We start from the raw sequence: 21,294 nt of genomic DNA on the forward strand, positions 1-21,294 counted from the left end.
CATCCGCCGCCCGAGGCGCACTGGTGGCAGACGGTCAGCTTCCGGATACTGGCGGTGCTCGACAGCCGTGTGCGACAGCGGGAGTTCACCATGCGCAACGCGAATCCGTGGAAGGCCGCCGTGACGGCCGCAGTGCTGCTGCTGGCCGTCGCCTGCGGCTCCGGCGGCGGAGGGACCGGCGGCGGGGGAGCCGCCGAGCGGAAGAGCGTCGGCAAGGGCGAGGGCCGGGTCGACCTCATCGCCTGGGCCGGCTATGCCGAGGACGGCTCCAACGATCCCAAGGCCGACTGGGTGCACCCCTTCGAGAAACAGACCGGCTGCAAGGTAAACACCAAGATCGCCGGGACCTCCGACGAGATGGTCTCGCTGATGAAGACCGGCCAGTACGACACCGTGTCCGCATCCGGCGACGCCACCCTGCGCCTGATCGCCGCGGGGGACGTCGCGCCGGTCAACACCCGTCTGGTCCCGAACTACCGTGACATCTTCAGCGGCCTCAAGATGCGCCCGTTCAACTCCAGGAACGGAAAGATGTACGGCATCCCGCACGGCCGCGGCGCCAATCTGCTGATGTACCGCACCGACAAGGTCTCCCCGGCCCCCGACTCCTGGAAGGCCGTCTTCGACGGCGCCCCGAAATACTCGGGCAAGGTCACCGCCTACGACTCACCGATCTACATCGCCGACGCCGCCCTCTACCTCATGAAGACCCGCCCGGCGCTCGGCATCAAGGACCCCTACGCCCTGGACCGCACCCAACTCGACGCCGCCGTCGCCCTGCTGAAGAAGCAGCGGCAGCACATCGGCGAATACTGGAGCGACTACCAGAAGGAAGTCACGGCCTTCAAGGGCGGCGACAGCGTCATCGGCACCACCTGGCAGGTCATCGCCAACACCGCCGCCGCGGAGAAGGCCCCCGTCAAGGCCGTCCTCCCCAAGGAGGGGGCGACCGGCTGGTCCGACACCTGGATGATCTCCGCCAGGGCCGCCCACCCCAACTGCGCCTACAAGTGGCTCAACTGGATCGTCTCACCGAAGGTGAACGCCCAGGTGGCCGAGTTCTTCGGGGAGGCACCCGCCAACGCCAGGGCCTGCCGGGAGACCGCCGACCCCCACCACTGCGCCGTCTTCCACGCCGACGACGAGGCCTACTACCGCCGCGTCCACTTCTGGACCACCCCCGTCCCGCAGTGCCTGGACGGGCGGAAGAACGTCACGTGCACCGACTATGCGCAATGGACCCGCGCCTGGACGGAGATCAAGGGCTGAACCGGGGCAGCCGGTGTCCGTCACGGCACGCGAGCGGGGCGCCCGGGCCCGGCTCGCCGCCCTCCTCGCCCCGCCCCTCCTCTGGCTGATCCTCGCCTACCTCGGCTCCCTCGCCGTCCTCCTCCTCTCGGCCTTCTGGACCACCGACCCCTTCACCTCCGACGTCGTGCACTCCTTCACCGCCGACAACTTCCGGGAGATCGTCGCCGACCCCGTGTACCGCACCGTCGCCCTGCGCACGCTCGGCATCGCCCTCGTCGTCACCCTCCTCGACGCCCTGCTCGCACTGCCCATGGCCTTCTTCATGGCGTGGGTGGCGAGCGGCCGGCTGCGCCGCGCCCTGCTGGTGGCCGTCCTCACCCCGCTGTGGGCGGGCTATCTGGTCAAGGGCTATGCCTGGCGGGTGATGCTCGGCGAGCACGGCATCGTCAACGCGGCCCTCGCCCCGCTGGGGCTGCACGGACCCGGTTACGGCACGACCGCCGTCGTGATCGTGCTGGCCTACCTCTGGCTGCCGTACATGATTCTGCCTCTGCACGCGGCCCTGGAGCGGCTGCCCGCACACCAGCTGGAGGCGTCCGCCGACCTCGGTGCGGGCACCGCGCGCACCCTGCGCTCCGTCGTCGCCCCCGCCGTCCGCCCCGCGCTCCTGGCCGGCTCGCTCTTCACCTTCTCGCTCAGCCTCGGCGACTACCTGACCGTGCAGATCGTCGGCGGCCGCACCCAGCTGCTGGGCAATGTCATCGCCTCCCAGGTCACCCTCGATCTGCCGCTCGCCGCGGCGCTCTCCGCGGTCCCCGTCGTCCTCGTCGTCTGTTACCTCGCCGCGGTCCGCCGGGCCGGCGCACTCGACTCGCTCTGACCGGTCGCGCAGGAGGCAGCCGGATGCATCTCACCCGCACCGCCCGCATCGTCCTCGGCTGCGTCACGGCCGCCGGACTGGCCCTGATCTACCTCCCGCTGCTCCTGGTCCTGCTCAACTCCCTCAACGCCGACCCCTCGTTCGCCTGGCCGCCCGGCGCGCTGACCGGCGAGTGGTGGCGGCGCGCCCTGCACAGCGCGGGCGCCCGCGACGCGCTGTGGACCTCGCTCACGGCCGGCCTCGGCGCCACCGCGCTGGCCCTGGTCCTCGGCTCGCTCGCCGCCTTCGCCGTGCACCGCCACCGCTTCTTCGGGCGGCAGACGGTCTCGTTCCTGATCGTGCTGCCGCTCGCGCTGCCCGGCATCGTCACCGGCATCGCCCTCAACGCCGCGTTCCGCACCGTCCTCGCGCCGCTGGGCATCGGCTTCGGCCTGTTCACGGTCGTCGTGGGCCATGCCACGTTCTGCGTCGTGATCGTCTTCAACAACGTCGCCGCCCGGCTCCGCCGGATCGGACCGTCCCTGGCCGAGGCCTCCGCCGACCTGGGCGCCCGCCCCTGGCAGACCCTGCGCCACGTCACCTTTCCCGCTCTGCGGCCGGCGCTGTTCGCCGGCGCCCTGCTGGCCTTCGCGCTCTCCTTCGACGAGGTCGTGGTGACCACCTTCACGGCGGGCGCGGGCACCAAAACCCTCCCGCTCTGGATCTACGAGAATCTGGCCCGCCCGCACCAGGCCCCGGTCGTCGACGTGGTGGCCGCGCTGCTGATCGCCCTGTCCGTCCTCCCCGTCCGCGCGGCCCAGCGACTCTCGTCGGACCCGGCCGGCGGCCGCCTCTGAGGGCACCGGGGAGAGCATTCTCAGCCGAAGGGACGACGTCACCCTCCTCCGGTCAACCGGACGCGGCCGGCCCGCGTCCCTCCCGGCAGGGTCCGGGCACGGGATCCACGGGGGTGGTTCCGTGCCCGGACCCGGGGGAGCCGCACGTCCCCCGGCGGCCGGCAAAGCCCCGACGCCTCACTGCACGGGAAAGTCGAAGTAGGTGTCCGGGAACGTCTCCGGGGTGAAGGTGAAGTGCCACCACTCCTCCGGGAGGTTCACGAATCCGGCCCGCTCCAGCCCGTGCTCGAGCAGCAGCCGGTTCGCCCGCTGCCGCCCGTGGATGCGCGGGTCGAGGGTGTGCGCGAGCGTGTCGAAGCAGTCGAAGCCGGTCCCCATGTCGAGGGAGTTGTCCGGGAACCGTCCGGCCTTCGGCCCGTAACAGGGCGCCAGGGGCTCGCCCGGCACATACGGGCGGGTCGGCAGGGCCGGCAGCCGCACCAGGGTCACATCGAGCGTACTGCCCCGGCTGTGACCGGACCTGGCCGCGATATAGCCGTCGTCGAACAGCTTCGACTTGTCCTCCCGCGGGTAGAACTCGGACTTCATCCGCTGGTCCCCGAGGTCCTCGGCCCACCGCACGAAGTGGTTCACGGCGCGCTGCGGCCGGTAGCAGTCGTAGACCTTGAGCGACAGCCCGCGCCGCAGGAAGGAGCGCTGAGCCCGGTGCAGGGCCCGTGCGGCGTCCCGCGTCAGCAGGCACACCGGCCTGCGGTAGCCGTCCACCGGCACTCCCGTGAAGTTGTGCGGGGTGGGGTAGCGCATCTCCTGGATGATCGTGGGGTCCACCTCGCGCAGCGCCACGAACTCCTTCGGCACCGACGCCGGTCCCGACGGCGGCACCGGCCGGTGGGCGGCCCCCGCGGCGGCGGGCGACGGCACCACGGTGACGGTCATCAGGGCGGCGGCAGCGACGGCAAGGCCGCGCAGCGCGGCAGCAAGTCTCGGCATGGCCCTCCGTCTACCAGGCCCGGCAGCCGGAGGGGAAGCCCCGTGCGCGCCCGGCCGCTACCCGTCCGTCAGCCCCCGCACCCGCACCGGGTATCCCACCGCCTCCCCGTCCCGCCGCTCCACGACCACCCGGTCGCCCTCCCACCGCGAGACGAAGCGCTCCACGGCCGGCCGCTGCCAGCCGTCCCCGGCATCCGGCACCACCAGCCCGCTGCCGCCGCGCCCGGCCGGCGGCGCCCACGCCTCCAGCTCCGTCCCGCCGTCCGCACCCGCCACCGGCACCACCGCACCGGCCCGCGCCAGCACCGGAATCCGCGACAGCGGCGCCTCCACCCACACCTGCCCGGGCCCCTCGTAGGCCCGGCCGGTCGCGGTGTCGTACCACCGGCCGCGCGGCAGCCGCACCGGCCGCCGGGTCACGCCCGCCGCCAGCACCGGCGCCACCAACAGCGCATCCCCCAGCAGAAAGACGTCTTCACAATCCCGCAGCGCCCGGTCCCGCGGCGCGTTCCACCACACCGGCCGGACATACGGCGCCCCGGTCAGCCGCGCCAACTGGCCCAGCGTCCCGAAGTAGGGCAGCAGCCGCCGCCGTGCACACAACGCCGTACGGGCGTGCTCCAGCACCTCGGCCCCGAACTCCCACGGCTCCCGCCGCCCCGCCCCCCACGCCGAGTGCGTACGGAACAGCGGCAGGAAGGCGCCCAGCTGGAACCACCGCAGATACAGCTCCGGGGACGGCTGCCCGGAGAACCCGCCGATATCGGGACCGCTGTACGGCACCCCGCACAGCCCCAGCCCCAGCACCAGCGACAACGAGGCCCGCAGCCCCGGCCAGTCCGTCGCCACATCGCCCGACCAGGTGCCGCCGTAGCGCTGCAGCCCCGCCCAGCCCGAGCGGGAGAAGAGGAACGGCCGCTCGTCCGGGCGCAGTTCGCACAGCCCGTCGAAACCGGCCCGCGCCATCGCCAGGGCGTAGACGTTGTGCGCCTCCCGGTGGTCGCCGCCCCGCCCCTCCAGCGCATGCCGCGCCGAGCGCGGCAGCGTCCGCTCCCCGAACGCGGCGAACGAGACCGGCTCGTTCATGTCGTGCCAGAAGCCCGCGAAGCCCTGCGCCAGCCGCTCCGCGTACAGCCCGCCCCACCACTTGCGCACCCGCGCATCGGTGAAGTCCGGGTACACCGACTCACCCGGCCACACTTCCCCGCGCACCTCCCGCCCCCGCGCGTCCCGCACGAAGGCGTCCGCCGCCGCCCCGCCCTCGTACACCGCGTCCCCCGGCTCCGCCCGCACCCCGGGATCCACGATCGAGACCAGCCGTACGCCCTGCGCGCGCAACTCCCGCGCCAGACCCGGCAGATCCGGATAGCGCTCCGGGTCGACGGTGAAGACCCGGTGCCGGTCGAAGTGGTCGATGTCCAGATGGACGGCGGACAGCGGAAGCCCCCGCTCCGCGTAACCGGCGGCCACCTCGCGCACGTCGTCCTGGCCCGCGAAGCCCCACCGGGCGTGCTGCGGCCCCAGCGCCCACAGCGGCGGCAGCGCGGGCGCCCCGGTCAGCGCCGTCCAGCCCTGCAGCACCCGGGCCGGGGTGCCGGCCAGCACCCAGTAGCGCAGCGGCCCGCCGTCCATCCGCAGCTCACAGGTGCCCGGCCGGTCATGACCCGAGCCCGCCCCCTCCGCGCCCTCGCGCAGCGTCACCCGGCCGTCCCAGGAGTTGTCGTGGAACACCAGATGGGTGCCGGCGTCCGCCACCACCAGCTGTACGGGCATCGTCAGCGACAGCGGATCGTCACCCGGCCCGAAGGTGCCGCCCGGGTCGGTGTTCCACAGCCGGTACACCCCGTCCCGCAGCCGCGGCCCGTGCGCCCGGCCGCCCAGCCCGAAGAACCGGGCATCGGCCGCGACCTCCGCGCGCTGCACCCAGCGCGCGGTGCCGCCGCCCCCGGACCGGCCCGACGCGGCGTCCGCACCGTCCGCGCCCGCCCCCTCCCACCAGCGCGGCGGCAACTCCCGCCGCAGCACCGCCCCGCCGGGTGTGCGCACCTCCACCGCGCCGTGCCGGGACACCACCACCAGCACCCGCTCGGAGACCACCCGCCAGCCGCCCTCCGTATCGGGCTCCAGCACCGCCCGCGCATCCACCTCGGGACACGCGCCGGCCAGCGCGTACGACGGCTCCGGCGCGGCGCCGTCCCAGCCGCAGAACACCGCACCGCCCGCCGCCACCCGCACCCGCAGCGACGACCGCGCGAAATGGATCACCCCGCCGCCCGGCTGGGGCTCCGCGCCGCGCGCCGCCCCCGGCACCCGCGCCCGCTCCGCCCCGCGCCGCGGCAGCGCCAGCGCATCCGCCCGCCGCGCCCGCCACGCCGCGCGCACGGACCGCAGCCCCTGCGCCGGCCCGACCGTCTTGATCATCCGTACCGACCGCACCAGTTCCCGCCCGTCCATGCCGGTCAGCCTGCCATTGACGGCCGGGTGCGCGGGCACCGTTCAACTGCCGTTCACCTGCACCGGGTCACCCTCGGCCACCTTCAGGCCCGCGGCTCGCCCCGCTCTGGCCGGATCCCGCCACGCGCCCCGGCACCCGCTCCGCGCCCCGTGGCCGGACCCTGTCCACCACCCGGCGAATGTGGGGAGTCCACCCTGGTGCCGGAGTCGATCACATGGCATCGTCCAGGCAAACCGTGTCGTGCGCACACGCCGGAGCGGGGGAGACCCACCGTCGTGTGCGCCCGACGCACACGACGCGTACCGTCCGGGAGCCGCATCATGACCACCGCACCGCAGTCCGCCCCACAGCCGGAGCCCCTCTGGCAGCCCGGCCCGGACCGCATCGCCGGCGCACAGGTCACCCGCTTCCACACCTGGGCGGCCGCCCACCACGGGGCACCCGCCCCCACCCCCGGCGACCCCGCGACGAGCTACGCCGACCTGCACCGCTGGTCCGTCGACGCCCTCCCCGCCTTCTGGCGGGCCACCGCCGAGTGGTTCGACGTCCGCTTCGCCACGCCGTACGAGACCGTGCTCGCCGACCCCGCGATGCCCGGCGCCCGCTGGTTCCCCGGCGCCACCCTCAACTACGCCGAGCACGCCCTGCGCGCCGCCGAGGACCCGTCCCGCGCCGACGCCCCCGCGCTGCTCCATGTCGACGAGACCCATGAACCCACGCCCGTGACCTGGCGGGAGCTGCGCGACCGGGTCGGCTCGCTGGCCGCCGCACTCCGCCGGCTCGGCGTCCGCCCCGGCGACCGCGTCAGCGCCTATGTCCCCAACATCCCGCAGGCCGTCGTCGCGCTGCTGGCCACCGCCGCGGTCGGCGCCGTGTGGACCTCCTGCGCCCCCGACTTCGGCGCCCGCAGCGTGCTGGACCGCTTCCAGCAGATCGAACCGGTCGTCCTGTTCACCGTCGACGGCTACCGCTACGGCGGCAAGGAGCACGACCGCCGCGACACCGTCGCCGAACTCCGCGCCGAACTTCCCACCCTCCGGGCCGTCGTCCACATCCCGCTGCTCGGCACTCCCGCCCCCGAAGGCGCCCTGAACTGGTCGGACCTGATCACGCACGACACCGAACCGGTCTTCGATCAGGTCCCGTTCGACCATCCCCTGTGGGTCCTGTACTCCTCCGGCACCACCGGCCTGCCCAAGGCCATCGTCCAGTCCCAGGGCGGCATCCTGCTCGAACACCTCAAGCAGACCGGTCTGCACTGCGACCTCGGCCCCGACGACCGGTTCTTCTGGTACACCTCCACCGGCTGGATGATGTGGAACTTCCTCGTCGCCGGCCTCCTGGTGGGCTCCACGATCGTGCTCTACGACGGCAGCCCCGGCCACCCCGACGTCTCCGCCCAGTGGCGGGTCGCCGAAACCACCCGCGCCACCGTCTTCGGCACCTCCGCCGCCTACGTCATGGCCTGCCGCAAGGCCGGCATCCACCCGGCCCGCGACCTCGACCTCTCCGCCATCACCTGCGTCGCCACCACCGGCTCCCCGCTCCCGCCGGACGGCTTCCGCTGGCTGCACGATTCCTTCGCGGAGAGCGGCGCCGACCTCTGGACGGCCTCGGTCAGCGGCGGCACCGACGTCTGCAGCTGTTTCGCCGGCGCCGTCCCCACCCTCCCCGTCCACATCGGCGAACTCCAGGCCGCCTGCCTGGGCACCGACCTCCAGGCCTGGGACCCCCAGGGCAAACCGGTCACCGACGAGGTCGGCGAACTCGTCGTCACCCGCCCCATGCCGTCCATGCCCACCCGCTTCTGGAACGACCCCGACGGCACCCGCTACCACGACAGCTACTTCGACATGTACCCCGGCGTCTGGCGGCACGGCGACTGGATCACCCTCACCTCCCGCGGCAGCGTCGTCATCCACGGCCGCTCCGACTCCACCCTCAACCGCCAGGGCGTCCGGATGGGCTCCGCCGACATCTACGAGGCCGTCGAACGGCTCCCCGAGATCCGCGAATCCCTCGTCATCGGCCTGGAACTCCCCGACGGCGGCTACTGGATGCCGCTCTTCGTGCACCTCGCCCCCGGTGCCACCCTCGACGACGACCTCCGCGACCGCATCAAGCGCATCATCCGCACCGAGCTCTCCCCGCGGCACGTCCCCGACGACATCATCGAAGCCCCCGGCGTGCCGCACACCCTCACCGGCAAGCGCATCGAGGTCCCCGTCAAACGCCTTCTGCAGGGCACCCCGCTCGACAAGGCCGTCAACCCCGGCTCCGTCGACAACCTCGAACTGCTCCACTTCTACGAGCGGGTGGCCCGCGACCGCGCCGCCGACGGCGCCCCCTCGTAGGCAGGCAGGCAGGCGGGTACGCAGGGCCGGCCGGCGCCGGCCGGGCGGAACTCCGGTGCTCTCCGGCGCCGGAGACCCGTTGTCAGACCCCCCGATTACTCTCAGTGACGAGTGGAGTGCGGCCGACGCACCCACCCGAACACCCAGGGGGAGTCATGACCTTCACATCCCGGCCCACCGACCGGTCCGCCGCCCGCCGCGGCCTGCGCCGCGAAGTCCCCAGCACCGCGGCCATCCTGGCCGACGAACAGGACTTCACGACCATGCGCCGCTACCGCACCTTCCCGTTCGACGACCACGGCAGCTACCTCCGCCAGATGGAGACCCTGCTGCGGGGTCTCACCGCCCAGGGCGTGGTCACGACCGTCGGCCTCTTCGACCCGGTCGCCTACGAGAAATACTGCGCCCGGCTCACCCTGGACCCGGACCGCCCCGACAGCCGCAGCCGCTATACGGCCGAAGCCGCCCGCACCGGCACCACCCTGCTCTACGAGGGCGGACCACTGAACCGGCTGCTGCCCCTCCTCCTCGAAGACGCCGACCGCCGGGCGCACGGGGACCGCGCCTCCGCCCTGCTGGCCCGCGCCGGCACCTGCGAGGAGTGCGGCGAGGACCTCTCCCGCGCCGCCTTCACCCGCGCCACCCACGCCGTCCGGCAGCTCCTGACCTCCCTAGGCGAAGGCACCCACCACCTCGTCTGCTCCCTCGCCGCCGGCGAGCCGTCCCTCCTGGCGGTGCTGCACACCACCGCCGGCGACGGCCCCGGTCTCCAGCTCGCCGAACACGAAACCCTCGTCTTCTGCACGGTCCTGGCCGCCGGCTTCGCCCTGCGCACCCCCGGCGGCCTCGTCTCCCGCACCACCACCGGCCCCACCGGCCGCGACACCACCGACGATGCCGCCCGTGACACGGTCCGCGGCTGGTCCCTGCGCGATTCCTGGCTCCGCCCGCTGAGCGCCGCCGAGCTCTTCACCGCCTACTGCACCGACGCCGACACCGGCGAACCCATCCCGCCCGAGCACGGCGTCGACTACGCATCCGGCCTCCCCCTGCTCCCGCCACCCGACCCCCACGACCACCGCTGAAGACCGGACCACCACACCCGCCCCGCACACGTCGACGGCCGCCCCGCCGCAAGGGGCGGGACGGCCGTCAAAGTTCCTGCGGCACACCGCCGCACGGGATCACTCCCCGGAAAGCACCGCCTGCGCGGCAGCCCGCGCGTCCTCGGCGGTGTCCGCGGCCCGTGCCGCGGCCGCCGCGCGCTCGCACTGCGCCAGCGTGTGCTTGGACAGCGTCGCCCGCACATAGGGAATCGACGCCGCACCCATCGACAGGCTGGTGACCCCGAGCCCCGTCAGCACACACGCCAACAGCGGATCGGAGGCCGCCTCACCACAGACACCACAGCTCTTGCCCTCGGCCTTCGCGGCCTCGGCCGACATCGCCACGAGGTCCAGCAGCGCCGGCTGCCAGGGGTCCTGCAGACGCGAGACGGCACCCACCTGGCGGTCCGCCGCGAAGGTGTACTGCGCCAGGTCGTTGGTCCCCAGCGAAAGGAACTCCACCTCCTGCAGAATCGACCGCGCCCGCAGAGCAGCGGACGGAATCTCCACCATCGCGCCGAACTTCGCCCGCAGCCCGGCCTCCCGGCAGGCGTCCGCGAACGCCTTGGCATCGGTCCGGTCCGCCACCATCGGTGCCATGACCTCGAGGTAGACCGGCAGCCCCTCGGCCGCCGTCGCCAGCGCCGAGAGCTGGGTGCGCAGGACCTCGGGGTGATCGAGCAGCGTCCGAAGTCCCCGTACACCCAGCGCGGGGTTCGGCTCGTCGGCCGGCGTCAGGAACTCCAGCGGCTTGTCGGCACCGGCGTCGAGCACCCGCACCACCACCCGCCCCTCGGGGAACGCCTCCAGCACCGTGCGGTAGGCCGCGACCTGCTTCTCCGCGGACGGCGCCTGCTTGCTGTCGTCCAGGAACAGGAACTCGGTGCGGAAGAGGCCGACACCCTCCGCCCCGGCCTCGACCGCCGCGGGCACATCACCGGGACCGCCGACATTCGCCAGCAGCGGCACCTTGTGCCCGTCGGAGGTGGCACCCGGACCGGACGAAGAGGCCAGCGCCGCCTTCCGCTCCGCGGCCGCCCGCTCCATCTCCGCACGCTTCTCGGCGCTCGGCTCGACGAAGATCTCCCCGGTGCTGCCGTCGACGGCGATGACCGTGCCCTCGACCAGCTCACCGGCACCCGGGAGAGCGACGACCGCCGGCACCCCCAGCGCCCGCGCAAGAATCGCACTGTGGCTGGTCGGCCCGCCCTCCTCGGTCACGAAGCCGAGCACCAGCGTCGGGTCCAGCAGCGCGGTGTCCGCCGGCGCCAGATCCCGCGCGATCAGCACATACGGCTCGTCGCTGTCCGGCACACCCGGCATCGGCACACCCAGCAGCCGCGCGACGATGCGGTTGCGCACATCGTCCAGGTCGGCCACCCGGCCCGCGAGGTACTCACCGGCACCGGCCAGCAGCGCCCGATAGGCCGCGAACGCGTCGTACACCGCGCGCTCGGCGGTGCTCCCCACGGCGATCCGCCGCTCGACATCGGCCATCAGCTCGGGATCCTGAGCCATCAGGGCCTGTGCCTCCAGCACGGCCTGCGCCTCACCACCCGCCAGGTTTCCCCGCGCTATCAGGTCCGCAGCAACAGCTTCCACGGCCTGGCGGGCACGCCCCTGTTCGCGCTCCGCCTCGTCCGTCGGAATCTGCTTGGCCGGCGGCTCCAGGACCGCCGTCCCCATGTGCCGCACCTCGCCGATCGCCACACCGTGGCTCACGCCGACGCCTCGCAGCGTTGTCTCCATTGCACCCGCTCCGGTTTGATGCGGCGGGCCCGGCCGCCGCGATGGATGTCGTACCTGCCGTACGGGACGGCGCCCGGCTACTGCCAGGAGAAGAGCTGGTCGCCGGCCTTGACATCGCCGTCCTCGCGAACCTCACCGAGCGAGTCGGCGGTGGCCTCCAGCGCGACGACCGGGCACACCGGCGACTTACCGGCCTCCTCGACCGCCGCCGGGTTCCAGCGCACGATCTCCTGACCGCGGGTGACGGTGTCGCCCTTGTTCACGAGCAGCTCGAAGCCCTCGCCGTTGAGCTGAACGGTGTCGATCCCGAGGTGGGTGAGCACGCCGTGCCCTTCGGCATCGACGACGACGAACGCGTGCGGGTGCAGCGAGACGAGAACGCCGTCCACGGGTGAAACCGCGGCAGACGGCTCACGAACGGGGTCGATGGCGGTACCGGGACCCACCATCGCTCCGGAGAACACCGGGTCGGGCACGGCCGCGAGTCCGATGGCGCGTCCAGCAAGAGGGGACGTCACGGTGGTCATGGGAAGCCTCCCAGGGGTGGAGATTCATCAGGCCGCCGTCACTACCTGTCCTGGACGGCGCACCGTTCAGAAGCGTAAGTCATAAGAACTGACGGTTCCGCATGAGAGACGCCGGATGCTGACCGCGCGCCCCGCCGAATCGATTTGCCTCGCCCCCGGCAGAGCTGTACTGTCTGAGATCTGCCCCGGACGGCCACGACGCAATGAACCGCGTCAGGTTGAGGCGGGCAGCACTCCCAGCGTCTTGATCGCGACTCAAGAATTGCGCGCTTCTGCATGCCTGCAGAAAAGCAGCGGTTCGAAAGCCGGAAAAGGCCTGATAGAGTGTGAAACACCGAAGGGAAGCGCCCGGAGGAAACCCGAGAGGGAATCCAAAGGAAGCGTCCGTTCCTTGAGAACTCAACAGCGTGCCAAAAGTCAACGCCAGATATGTTGATACCCCGTCCACCTCGGTGGATGAGGTTCCTTTGAAAGTCCATCGGCGCCCATGTGGTGCGGATGGCACACACAGCGAGGACGCTGTGAACGACCGGACCTATTCCGTCTGGTCGTTCCGCTCTCGTGTGTGTTTCACTCGATTACGAGTAAACATTCACGGAGAGTTTGATCCTGGCTCAGGACGAACGCTGGCGGCGTGCTTAACACATGCAAGTCGAACGATGAACCTCCTTCGGGAGGGGATTAGTGGCGAACGGGTGAGTAACACGTGGGCAATCTGCCCTTCACTCTGGGACAAGCCCTGGAAACGGGGTCTAATACCGGATATGACACACGACCGCATGGTCTGTGTGTGGAAAGCTCCGGCGGTGAAGGATGAGCCCGCGGCCTATCAGCTTGTTGGTGGGGTGATGGCCTACCAAGGCGACGACGGGTAGCCGGCCTGAGAGGGCGACCGGCCACACTGGGACTGAGACACGGCCCAGACTCCTACGGGAGGCAGCAGTGGGGAATATTGCACAATGGGCGAAAGCCTGATGCAGCGACGCCGCGTGAGGGATGACGGCCTTCGGGTTGTAAACCTCTTTCAGCAGGGAAGAAGCGAGAGTGACGGTACCTGCAGAAGAAGCGCCGGCTAACTACGTGCCAGCAGCCGCGGTAATACGTAGGGCGCAAGCGTTGTCCGGAATTATTGGGCGTAAAGAGCTCGTAGGCGGCTTGTCACGTCGGATGTGAAAGCCCGGGGCTTAACCCCGGGTCTGCATTCGATACGGGCAGGCTAGAGTTCGGTAGGGGAGATCGGAATTCCTGGTGTAGCGGTGAAATGCGCAGATATCAGGAGGAACACCGGTGGCGAAGGCGGATCTCTGGGCCGATACTGACGCTGAGGAGCGAAAGCGTGGGGAGCGAACAGGATTAGATACCCTGGTAGTCCACGCCGTAAACGTTGGGAACTAGGTGTGGGCGACATTCCACGTCGTCCGTGCCGCAGCTAACGCATTAAGTTCCCCGCCTGGGGAGTACGGCCGCAAGGCTAAAACTCAAAGGAATTGACGGGGGCCCGCACAAGCAGCGGAGCATGTGGCTTAATTCGACGCAACGCGAAGAACCTTACCAAGGCTTGACATACACCGGAAACGTCTGGAGACAGGCGCCCCCTTGTGGTCGGTGTACAGGTGGTGCATGGCTGTCGTCAGCTCGTGTCGTGAGATGTTGGGTTAAGTCCCGCAACGAGCGCAACCCTTGTTCTGTGTTGCCAGCATGCCCTTCGGGGTGATGGGGACTCACAGGAGACTGCCGGGGTCAACTCGGAGGAAGGTGGGGACGACGTCAAGTCATCATGCCCCTTATGTCTTGGGCTGCACACGTGCTACAATGGCCGGTACAATGAGCTGCGATACCGCGAGGTGGAGCGAATCTCAAAAAGCCGGTCTCAGTTCGGATTGGGGTCTGCAACTCGACCCCATGAAGTCGGAGTTGCTAGTAATCGCAGATCAGCATTGCTGCGGTGAATACGTTCCCGGGCCTTGTACACACCGCCCGTCACGTCACGAAAGTCGGTAACACCCGAAGCCGGTGGCCCAACCCCTTGTGGGAGGGAATCGTCGAAGGTGGGACTGGCGATTGGGACGAAGTCGTAACAAGGTAGCCGTACCGGAAGGTGCGGCTGGATCACCTCCTTTCTAAGGAGCACTTCTTACCAACCTTTGGTTGGTCAGAGGCCAGTACATCAGCGAATGTCTGATGCTGGTTGCTCATGGGTGGAACGTTGACTATTCGGCACGGTCAGATGAGGACTGTTAGTACTGCTTCGGCGTGGAACACAGGATTCGACTGGTCGTGCCGGGCGCGCTGTTGGGTATCTGAGGGTACGGACTGTTGTCTGGACCTTCGCGATGCCGGCCCCAGTGAACTCAGCCTTCGGGTTGGGGTGGTGGGTGGCTGGTCGTTGCTTGAGAACTGCACAGTGGACGCGAGCATCTGTGGCCAAGTTTTTAAGGGCGCACGGTGGATGCCTTGGCACCAGGAACCGATGAAGGACGTGGGAGGCCACGATAGGCCCCGGGGAGCTGTCAACCAAGCTTTGATCCGGGGGTGTCCGAATGGGGAAACCCGGCAGTCGTCATGGGCTGTCACCCGCTGCTGAACACATAGGCAGTGTGGAGGGAACGCGGGGAAGTGAAACATCTCAGTACCCGCAGGAAGAGAAAACAACCGTGATTCCGGGAGTAGTGGCGAGCGAAACCGGATGAGGCCAAACCAGTCACGTGTGATACCCGGCAGGGGTTGCGTGGTTGGGGTTGTGGGAGTTCTCTTTTGCAGTCTGCCGGCTGTGAGACGAGTCAGAAACCGTTGATGTAGGCGAAGGACATGCGAAAGGTCCGGCGTAGAGGGTAAGACCCCCGTAGCTGAAACATTAACGGCTCGTTTGAGAACCACCCAAGTAGCACGGGGCCCGAGAAATCCCGTGTGAATCTGGCGGGACCACCCGTTAAGCCTAAATATTCCCTGGTGACCGATAGCGGATAGTACCGTGAGGGAATGGTGAAAAGTACCGCGGGAGCGGAGTGAAATAGTACCTGAAACCGTGTGCCTACAAGCCGTGGGAGCGTCGCACAGAGACTTGTCTCTGTGTCGTGACTGCGTGCCTTTTGAAGAATGAGCCTGCGAGTTTGCGGTATGTTGCGAGGTTAACCCGTGTGGGGAAGCCGTAGCGAAAGCGAGTCCGAATAGGGCGTTGAGTAGCGTGCCCAAGACCCGAAGCGGAGTGATCTAGCCATGGGCAGGTTGAAGCGGAGGTAAGACTTCGTGGAGGACCGAACCCACCAGGGTTGAAAACCTGGGGGATGACCTGTGGTTAGGGGTGAAAGGCCAATCAAACTCCGTGATAGCTGGTTCTCCCCGAAATGCATTTAGGTGCAGCGTCGTGTGTTTCTTGCCGGAGGTAGAGCACTGGATAGGCGATGGGCCCTACCGGGTTACTGACCTTAGCCAAACTCCGAATGCCGATAAGTGAGAGCGCGGCAGTGAGACTGTGGGGGATAAGCTCCATGGTCGAGAGGGAAACAGCCCAGAGCATCGACTAAGGCCCCTAAGCGTGTGCTAAGTGGGAAAGGATGTGGAGTCGCAGAGACAACCAGGAGGTTGGCTTAGAAGCAGCCACCCTTGAAAGAGTGCGTAATAGCTCACTGGTCAAGTGATTCCGCGCCGACAATGTAGCGGGGCTCAAGCACACCGCCGAAGTCGTGTCATTGCAACATGTGGACCAACGTCCGTTGTGATGGGTAGGGGAGCGTCGTGTGCCGGGTGAAGCAGCCGTGGAAACGAGTTGTGGACGGTTCACGAGTGAGAATGCAGGCATGAGTAGCGATACACACGTGGGAAACGTGTGCGCCGATTGACTAAGGGTTCCTGGGTCAAGCTGATCTGCCCAGGGTAAGTCGGGACCTAAGGCGAGGCCGACAGGCGTAGTCGATGGACAACCGGTTGATATTCCGGTACCCGCTTTGAAACGCCCAGTATCGAATCCATTAATGCTAAGGCCGTGAAGCCGGCCTGGAGTCTTCGGACAAAGGGACGTGGTGGAGCCGCCGATCCAAGGTGGTAGTAGGTAAGCGATGGGGTGACGCAGGAAGGTAGTCCAGCCCGGGCGGTGGTTGTCCCGGGGTAAGGGTGTAGGGCGCTGTCTAGGCAAATCCGGACAGCATGTGCCTGAGACCTGATGCCGAGCCGATTGTGGTGAAGTGGATGATCCTATGCTGTCGAGAAAAGCCTCTAGCGAGTTTCATGGCGGCCCGTACCCTAAACCGACTCAGGTGGTCAGGTAGAGAATACCGAGGCGTTCGGGTGAACTATGGTTAAGGAACTCGGCAAAATGCCCCCGTAACTTCGGGAGAAGGGGGGCCATTGCTGGTGATCACTTTTGCAGTGTGAGCTGGTGGTGGCCGCAGAGACCAGCGAGAAGCGACTGTTTACTAAAAACACAGGTCCGTGCGAAGCCGTAAGGCGATGTATACGGACTGACGCCTGCCCGGTGCTGGAACGTTAAGGGGACCGGTTAGTCATGATTCGTCATGGCGAAGCTGAGAACTTAAGCGCCAGTAAACGGCGGTGGTAACTATAACCATCCTAAGGTAGCGAAATTCCTTGTCGGGTAAGTTCCGACCTGCACGAATGGCGTAACGACTTCTCGACTGTCTCAACCATAGGCCCGGTGAAATTGCATTACGAGTAAAGATGCTCGTTTCGCGCAGCAGGACGGAAAGACCCCGGGACCTTTACTATAGCTTGATATTGGTGTTCGGTTCGGCTTGTGTAGGATAGGTGGGAGACTTTGAAGCGGCCACGCCAGTGGTTGTGGAGTCATTGTTGAAATACCACTCTGGTCGTGCTGGATGTCTAACCTGGGTCCGTGATCCGGATCAGGGACAGTGTCTGGTGGGTAGTTTAACTGGGGCGGTTGCCTCCTAAAGAGTAACGGAGGCGCCCAAAGGTTCCCTCAGCCTGGTTGGTAATCAGGTGTTGAGTGTAAGTGCACAAGGGAGCTTGACTGTGAGACTGACGGGTCGAGCAGGTACGAAAGTAGGGACTAGTGATCCGGCGGTGGCTTGTGGAAGCGCCGTCGCTCAACGGATAAAAGGTACCCCGGGGATAACAGGCTGATCTTCCCCAAGAGTCCATATCGACGGGATGGTTTGGCACCTCGATGTCGGCTCGTCGCATCCTGGGGCTGGAGTCGGTCCCAAGGGTTGGGCTGTTCGCCCATTAAAGCGGTACGCGAGCTGGGTTTAGAACGTCGTGAGACAGTTCGGTCCCTATCCGCTGTGCGCGTAGGAGTCTTGAGAAGGGCTGTCCCTAGTACGAGAGGACCGGGACGGACGAACCTCTGGTGTGCCAGTTGTCCTGCCAAGGGCATGGCTGGTTGGCTACGTTCGGAAAGGATAACCGCTGAAAGCATCTAAGCGGGAAGCCTGCTTCGAGATGAGGGCTCCCACCCCCTTGAGGGGTTAAGGCTCCCAGTAGACGACTGGGTTGATAGGCCAGATATGGAAGCACCGTAAGGTGTGGAGTTGACTGGTACTAATAGGCCGAGGGCTTGTCCTCAGTTGCTCGCGTCCACTGTGTAGGTTCTGAAGTAATGACCTGTGTCCATGCCGGGTTGGTTAACTTCATAGTGTTTCGGTGGTCATAGCGTTAGGGAAACGCCCGGTTACATTTCGAACCCGGAAGCTAAGCCTTTCAGCGCCGATGGTACTGCAGGGGGGACCCTGTGGGAGAGTAGGACGCCGCCGAACAAATTGTGAAAAGCCCCGTGGGAACTTCGGTTCCCACGGGGCTTTTTTGTGCTTCCGTGATCTTGGGGACCCGCGGTACGTCGTGGCCGACCGGGCAGGTAAGGTCAAGGGGCATCGTTGGTACATTTCCCCACAGGAGGCCTCGCGTGGAGGTCCAGGAGACGCGGGTCCAGACGGATCGTGTCCTCACCATCCCGAATATTCTGAGCATGGCTCGCCTCCTCGGCGTGCCCGTGTTCCTGTGGTTGGTCCTGTGGCCGGAATTCGGGGGCCCGAAGGTCGACGGCTGGGCGCTGCTGGTCCTGGCGCTGAGCGGCGTCAGCGACTATCTGGACGGCCATCTCGCCCGGCGCTGGAACCAGATCAGCAGCCTGGGACGGATCCTGGACCCGGCAGCCGATCGCCTCTACATCCTCTCCACCCTCGTCGGTCTCACCTGGCGCGAGATCCTGCCGGTCTGGCTCACCGCGGCCCTGCTGGCACGGGAACTGATGCTGCTGATCGCGGTCGGATTCCTCGGACGCCACGGCTACGGGCCTCCCCAGGTGAACTTCCTGGGCAAAGCGGCTACGTTCAACTTGATGTACGCCTTCCCGTTGCTCCTGCTGAGCGACGGAAGCGGCTGGCTTCACACGCTCGCTGCTGTTTTCGGATGGGCGTTCGCAGGATGGGGTACAGCGCTCTACTGGTGGGCAGGGATCCTCTACGTGGTCCAGGTCCGCCGACTCATCCGGGCGGACGCCACCGCCGACTGAGCTCTCCGAAACGGCAGCTTGTGCCAAGGGCCGGCGCCCGTACGTGAAAGCAGGAGCGGTGGGCGCTCTGGACAAGTGAAGTCGGCAAGACCGTCGTCTCTTAGAGGAGGACGCTTCCGACATGAAGGCCGTTGTGATGGCCGGCGGCGAAGGAACACGCCTTCGCCCCATGACGTCCAGCATGCCCAAGCCGCTGCTCCCGGTCGCGAACAGGCCGATCATGGAGCATGTACTCCGGCTGCTGAAACGGCATGGTCTCAATGAGACCGTCGTGACCGTGCAATTCCTTGCCTCGCTCGTCAAGAATTACTTCGGCGACGGGGAAGAGCTCGGAATGGAGCTCACCTATGCCAATGAGGAAAAGCCGCTCGGTACCGCGGGAAGTGTGAAGAACGCCGAGGAAGCGCTCAAGGACGATGCCTTCCTCGTCATCTCCGGTGACGCCCTCACCGACTTCGATCTCACCGATCTGATCCGGTTCCATAAGGAAAAGGGCGCCCTCGTCACCGTCTGTCTCACCCGGGTCCCCAATCCGCTCGAGTTCGGCATCACCATCGTCGACGAGGCCGGCAAGGTCGAACGTTTCCTGGAGAAGCCCACCTGGGGCCAGGTCTTCTCGGACACCGTCAACACCGGCATCTACGTCATGGAGCCGGAGGTCTTCGACTACTTCGAGCCCGATGTGTCGGTCGACTGGTCCGGCGATGTCTTTCCGCAGCTGATGAAGGAAGGCAAGCCGATCTATGGCTATATCGCCGAGGGCTACTGGGAGGACGTCGGCACCCACGAGAGCTATGTGAAGGCCCAGGCCGATGTGCTCGAAGGTAAGGTCGATGTCGAAATCGACGGCTTCGAGATCTCACCGGGCGTGTGGGTCGCCGAGGGCGCCGAAGTACACCCCGACGCGGTGCTGCGCGGTCCGCTGTACATCGGCGACTACGCCAAGATCGAGGCGGATGTGGAGCTACGTGAGCACACTGTCGTCGGCTCCAACGTCGTGGTGAAAAGCGGTGCGTTCCTGCACCGGGCCGTCGTGCACGACAACGTCTACATCGGTCAGCAGAGCAATCTGCGCGGCTGTGTGGTCGGCAAGAACACCGACATCATGCGGGCCGCCCGGATCGAGGACGGCGCCGTCATCGGCGACGAGTGCCTGATCGGCGAAGAATCGATCGTGCAGGGGAATGTGCGGGTCTACCCGTTCAAGACCATCGAGGCCGGTGCGTTCGTCAACACCTCGGTGATCTGGGAGTCCCGCGGTCAGGCGCATCTCTTCGGCGCCCGGGGCGTGTCCGGGATCCTCAACGTCGAGATCACGCCGGAGCTCGCCGTGCGGCTCGCGGGCGCGTATGCCACCACGCTCAAGAAGGGCTCCACGGTCACCACCGCGCGGGACCACTCCCGGGGTGCCCGGGCGCTCAAGCGTGCCGTGATCTCCGCGCTGCAGGCCAGCGCCATCGACGTACGCGACCTGGAGAACGTCCCGCTGCCGGTCGCCCGCCAGCAGACCGCCCGCGGCAGTGCCGGCGGCATCATGGTCCGTACGACGCCCGGCGTGCCGGACTCCGTGGACATCATGTTCTTCGACGAGCGCGGCGCGGACCTCTCACAGGCCGGACAGCGCAAGCTCGACCGCGTCTTCGCCCGGCAGGAGTACCGCCGCGCCTTCCCCGGCGAGATCGGTGATCTGATCTTTCCCGCCAGCGTCTTCGACTCCTATACGGGGTCCCTGCTGCGGGCCGTGGACACCACAGGCGTCAGCGACTCCGGACTGAAGGTCGTCGTGGACGCCTCGAACGGCAGCGCCGGACTGGTCCTGCCCAGTCTGCTGGGACGGCTCGGCGTCGACGCGCTGACGATCAACCCCGGGCTCGACGAATCCCGGCCGACCGAGACCGCCGACGCCCGGCGGGCCGGGCTCGTCCGGCTCGGCGAGATCGTGGCCTCGGCGCGGGCCGACTTCGGTGTGCGCTTCGACCCCGTGGGCGAGCGGCTGTCCCTGGTGGACGAGCGCGGCCGGATCATCGAGGACGGCCGGGCACTGCTGGTCATGCTGGATCTGGTCGCGGCGGAACGGCGCACCGGCCGGGTGGCGCTGCCGGTGACCACGACCCGGATCGCCGAGCAGGTGGCGGCATACCACGGGACGCAGGTGGAGTGGACGACGACCTCGCCCGACGATCTGACCCGTGTGGGACGTGCCGACGGCACCGTCTTCGGCGGGGACGGCATGGGCGGCTTCATCATCCCCGAGTTCAGCAGCGTCTTCGACGGCTCGGCCGCGTTCGTCCGGCTGATCGGCCTGGTGGCCCGCACGCAGCTCACGCTCAGCCAGATCGACGCACGGATCCCGCGGGCACACGTCCAGCGCCGCGACCTCGCCACCCCGTGGGCGGTCAAGGGTCTGGTCATGCGGCACGTCGTCGAGGCGGCCGGCGACCGGGATGTCGACACCACCGACGGTGTCCGTGTGGTGGAGAGCGACGGCCGCTGGGTGCTGGTGCTGCCCGACCCCGCCGAGGCGGTCACCCACCTGTGGGCGGAGGGGCCCGATGACGCCTCCGCCCAGCAGCTGCTGGACGAGTGGTCCGCAGTGGTGGACAGCGCGGGACGCTGACCCGGACCCCACCGGCGCGCCGTGAACCGGCACGCCGGTGGG

At 67.9% G+C, this 21,294-nt stretch carries 11 protein-coding genes and 3 rRNA genes; 10 read left to right on the forward strand and 4 right to left on the reverse strand.

Annotation, left to right across the window (positions count from 1 at the left end):
- The first annotated feature begins 90 nt into the window (after nt 1-90).
- The 3 genes from OIU81_RS32120 to OIU81_RS32130 are packed head-to-tail and all read left to right on the forward strand — an operon-like array spanning nt 91 to nt 2,967.
- Nucleotides 91-1,269, forward strand: a complete 1,179-nt coding sequence (locus tag OIU81_RS32120) for an ABC transporter substrate-binding protein (protein WP_329153457.1) — start codon at nt 91-93, stop codon at nt 1,267-1,269.
- A gap of 13 nt (nt 1,270-1,282) precedes the next feature.
- The gene (locus OIU81_RS32125; protein ID WP_329153459.1) at nt 1,283-2,131 is read left to right on the forward strand and encodes an ABC transporter permease; all 849 of its coding nucleotides are present in this window, start codon (nt 1,283-1,285) and stop codon (nt 2,129-2,131) included.
- Nucleotides 2,132-2,154: 23 nt separating this feature from the next.
- The gene (locus tag OIU81_RS32130; RefSeq protein WP_329153461.1) at nt 2,155-2,967 is read left to right on the forward strand and encodes an ABC transporter permease; all 813 of its coding nucleotides are present in this window, start codon (nt 2,155-2,157) and stop codon (nt 2,965-2,967) included.
- Nucleotides 2,968-3,144: 177 nt separating this feature from the next.
- Here OIU81_RS32130 and OIU81_RS32135 read toward each other — a convergent pair whose 3' ends face one another.
- Nucleotides 3,145-3,957 carry a M15 family metallopeptidase gene (locus OIU81_RS32135; RefSeq protein WP_329153463.1) on the reverse strand — a complete coding sequence of 271 codons (813 nt, stop codon included), beginning with the start codon at nt 3,955-3,957 and terminating at the stop codon, nt 3,145-3,147.
- Nucleotides 3,958-4,014: 57 nt separating this feature from the next.
- Nucleotides 4,015-6,411 carry a glycoside hydrolase family 31 protein gene (locus OIU81_RS32140; RefSeq protein WP_329153465.1) on the reverse strand — a complete coding sequence of 799 codons (2,397 nt, stop codon included), beginning with the start codon at nt 6,409-6,411 and terminating at the stop codon, nt 4,015-4,017.
- A gap of 321 nt (nt 6,412-6,732) precedes the next feature.
- Between OIU81_RS32140 and OIU81_RS32145 the strand changes: the two genes are divergently transcribed.
- Together OIU81_RS32145 and OIU81_RS32150 are read left to right on the forward strand one after the other, a co-directional pair.
- Nucleotides 6,733-8,766 (forward strand): acetoacetate--CoA ligase, encoded by a 2,034-nt coding sequence (locus OIU81_RS32145; protein WP_329153467.1) that lies wholly within the window; start codon nt 6,733-6,735, stop codon nt 8,764-8,766.
- Between the two features lie 155 nt (nt 8,767-8,921).
- Complete coding sequence (locus OIU81_RS32150; RefSeq protein WP_329153469.1) at nt 8,922-9,851, forward strand: hypothetical protein; 930 nt, start codon at nt 8,922-8,924, stop codon at nt 9,849-9,851.
- 99 nt (nt 9,852-9,950) lie between these two features.
- On the opposite strand, the gene ptsP is transcribed toward OIU81_RS32150, so the two are convergent.
- Both ptsP and OIU81_RS32160 read right to left on the reverse strand, forming a co-directional pair.
- Nucleotides 9,951-11,621: a phosphoenolpyruvate--protein phosphotransferase gene (ptsP, locus tag OIU81_RS32155; RefSeq protein WP_329153471.1), complete on the reverse strand. Its 1,671-nt coding sequence runs from the start codon at nt 11,619-11,621 to the stop codon at nt 9,951-9,953.
- A gap of 77 nt (nt 11,622-11,698) precedes the next feature.
- Entirely contained in the window at nt 11,699-12,148 is a 450-nt protein-coding gene (locus tag OIU81_RS32160) for a PTS sugar transporter subunit IIA (protein WP_329153473.1), read from the reverse strand.
- Nucleotides 12,149-12,739: 591 nt separating this feature from the next.
- Between OIU81_RS32160 and OIU81_RS32165 the strand changes: the two genes are divergently transcribed.
- From OIU81_RS32165 to OIU81_RS32185, 5 genes are all read left to right on the forward strand, one after another.
- Nucleotides 12,740-14,268: ribosomal RNA gene (locus OIU81_RS32165) — 16S ribosomal RNA — on the forward strand.
- 302 nt (nt 14,269-14,570) lie between these two features.
- Nucleotides 14,571-17,689 (forward strand): 23S ribosomal RNA (locus tag OIU81_RS32170).
- A 74-nt stretch (nt 17,690-17,763) separates the two neighbouring features.
- Nucleotides 17,764-17,880, forward strand: a 5S ribosomal RNA gene (gene rrf / locus OIU81_RS32175).
- Together the 16S, 23S and 5S rRNA genes form the textbook arrangement of a ribosomal RNA operon.
- A 146-nt stretch (nt 17,881-18,026) precedes the next feature.
- The gene (locus OIU81_RS32180; RefSeq protein WP_329153475.1) at nt 18,027-18,635 is read left to right on the forward strand and encodes a CDP-alcohol phosphatidyltransferase family protein; all 609 of its coding nucleotides are present in this window, start codon (nt 18,027-18,029) and stop codon (nt 18,633-18,635) included.
- Between the two features lie 121 nt (nt 18,636-18,756).
- Entirely contained in the window at nt 18,757-21,252 is a 2,496-nt protein-coding gene (locus tag OIU81_RS32185) for a mannose-1-phosphate guanyltransferase (protein WP_329153476.1), read from the forward strand.
- Nucleotides 21,253-21,294: the final 42 nt, after the last annotated feature.

Origin of the sequence: Streptomyces sp. NBC_01454 (assembly GCF_036227565.1) — a bacterium.
GTDB lineage: Bacteria > Actinomycetota > Actinomycetes > Streptomycetales > Streptomycetaceae > Streptomyces.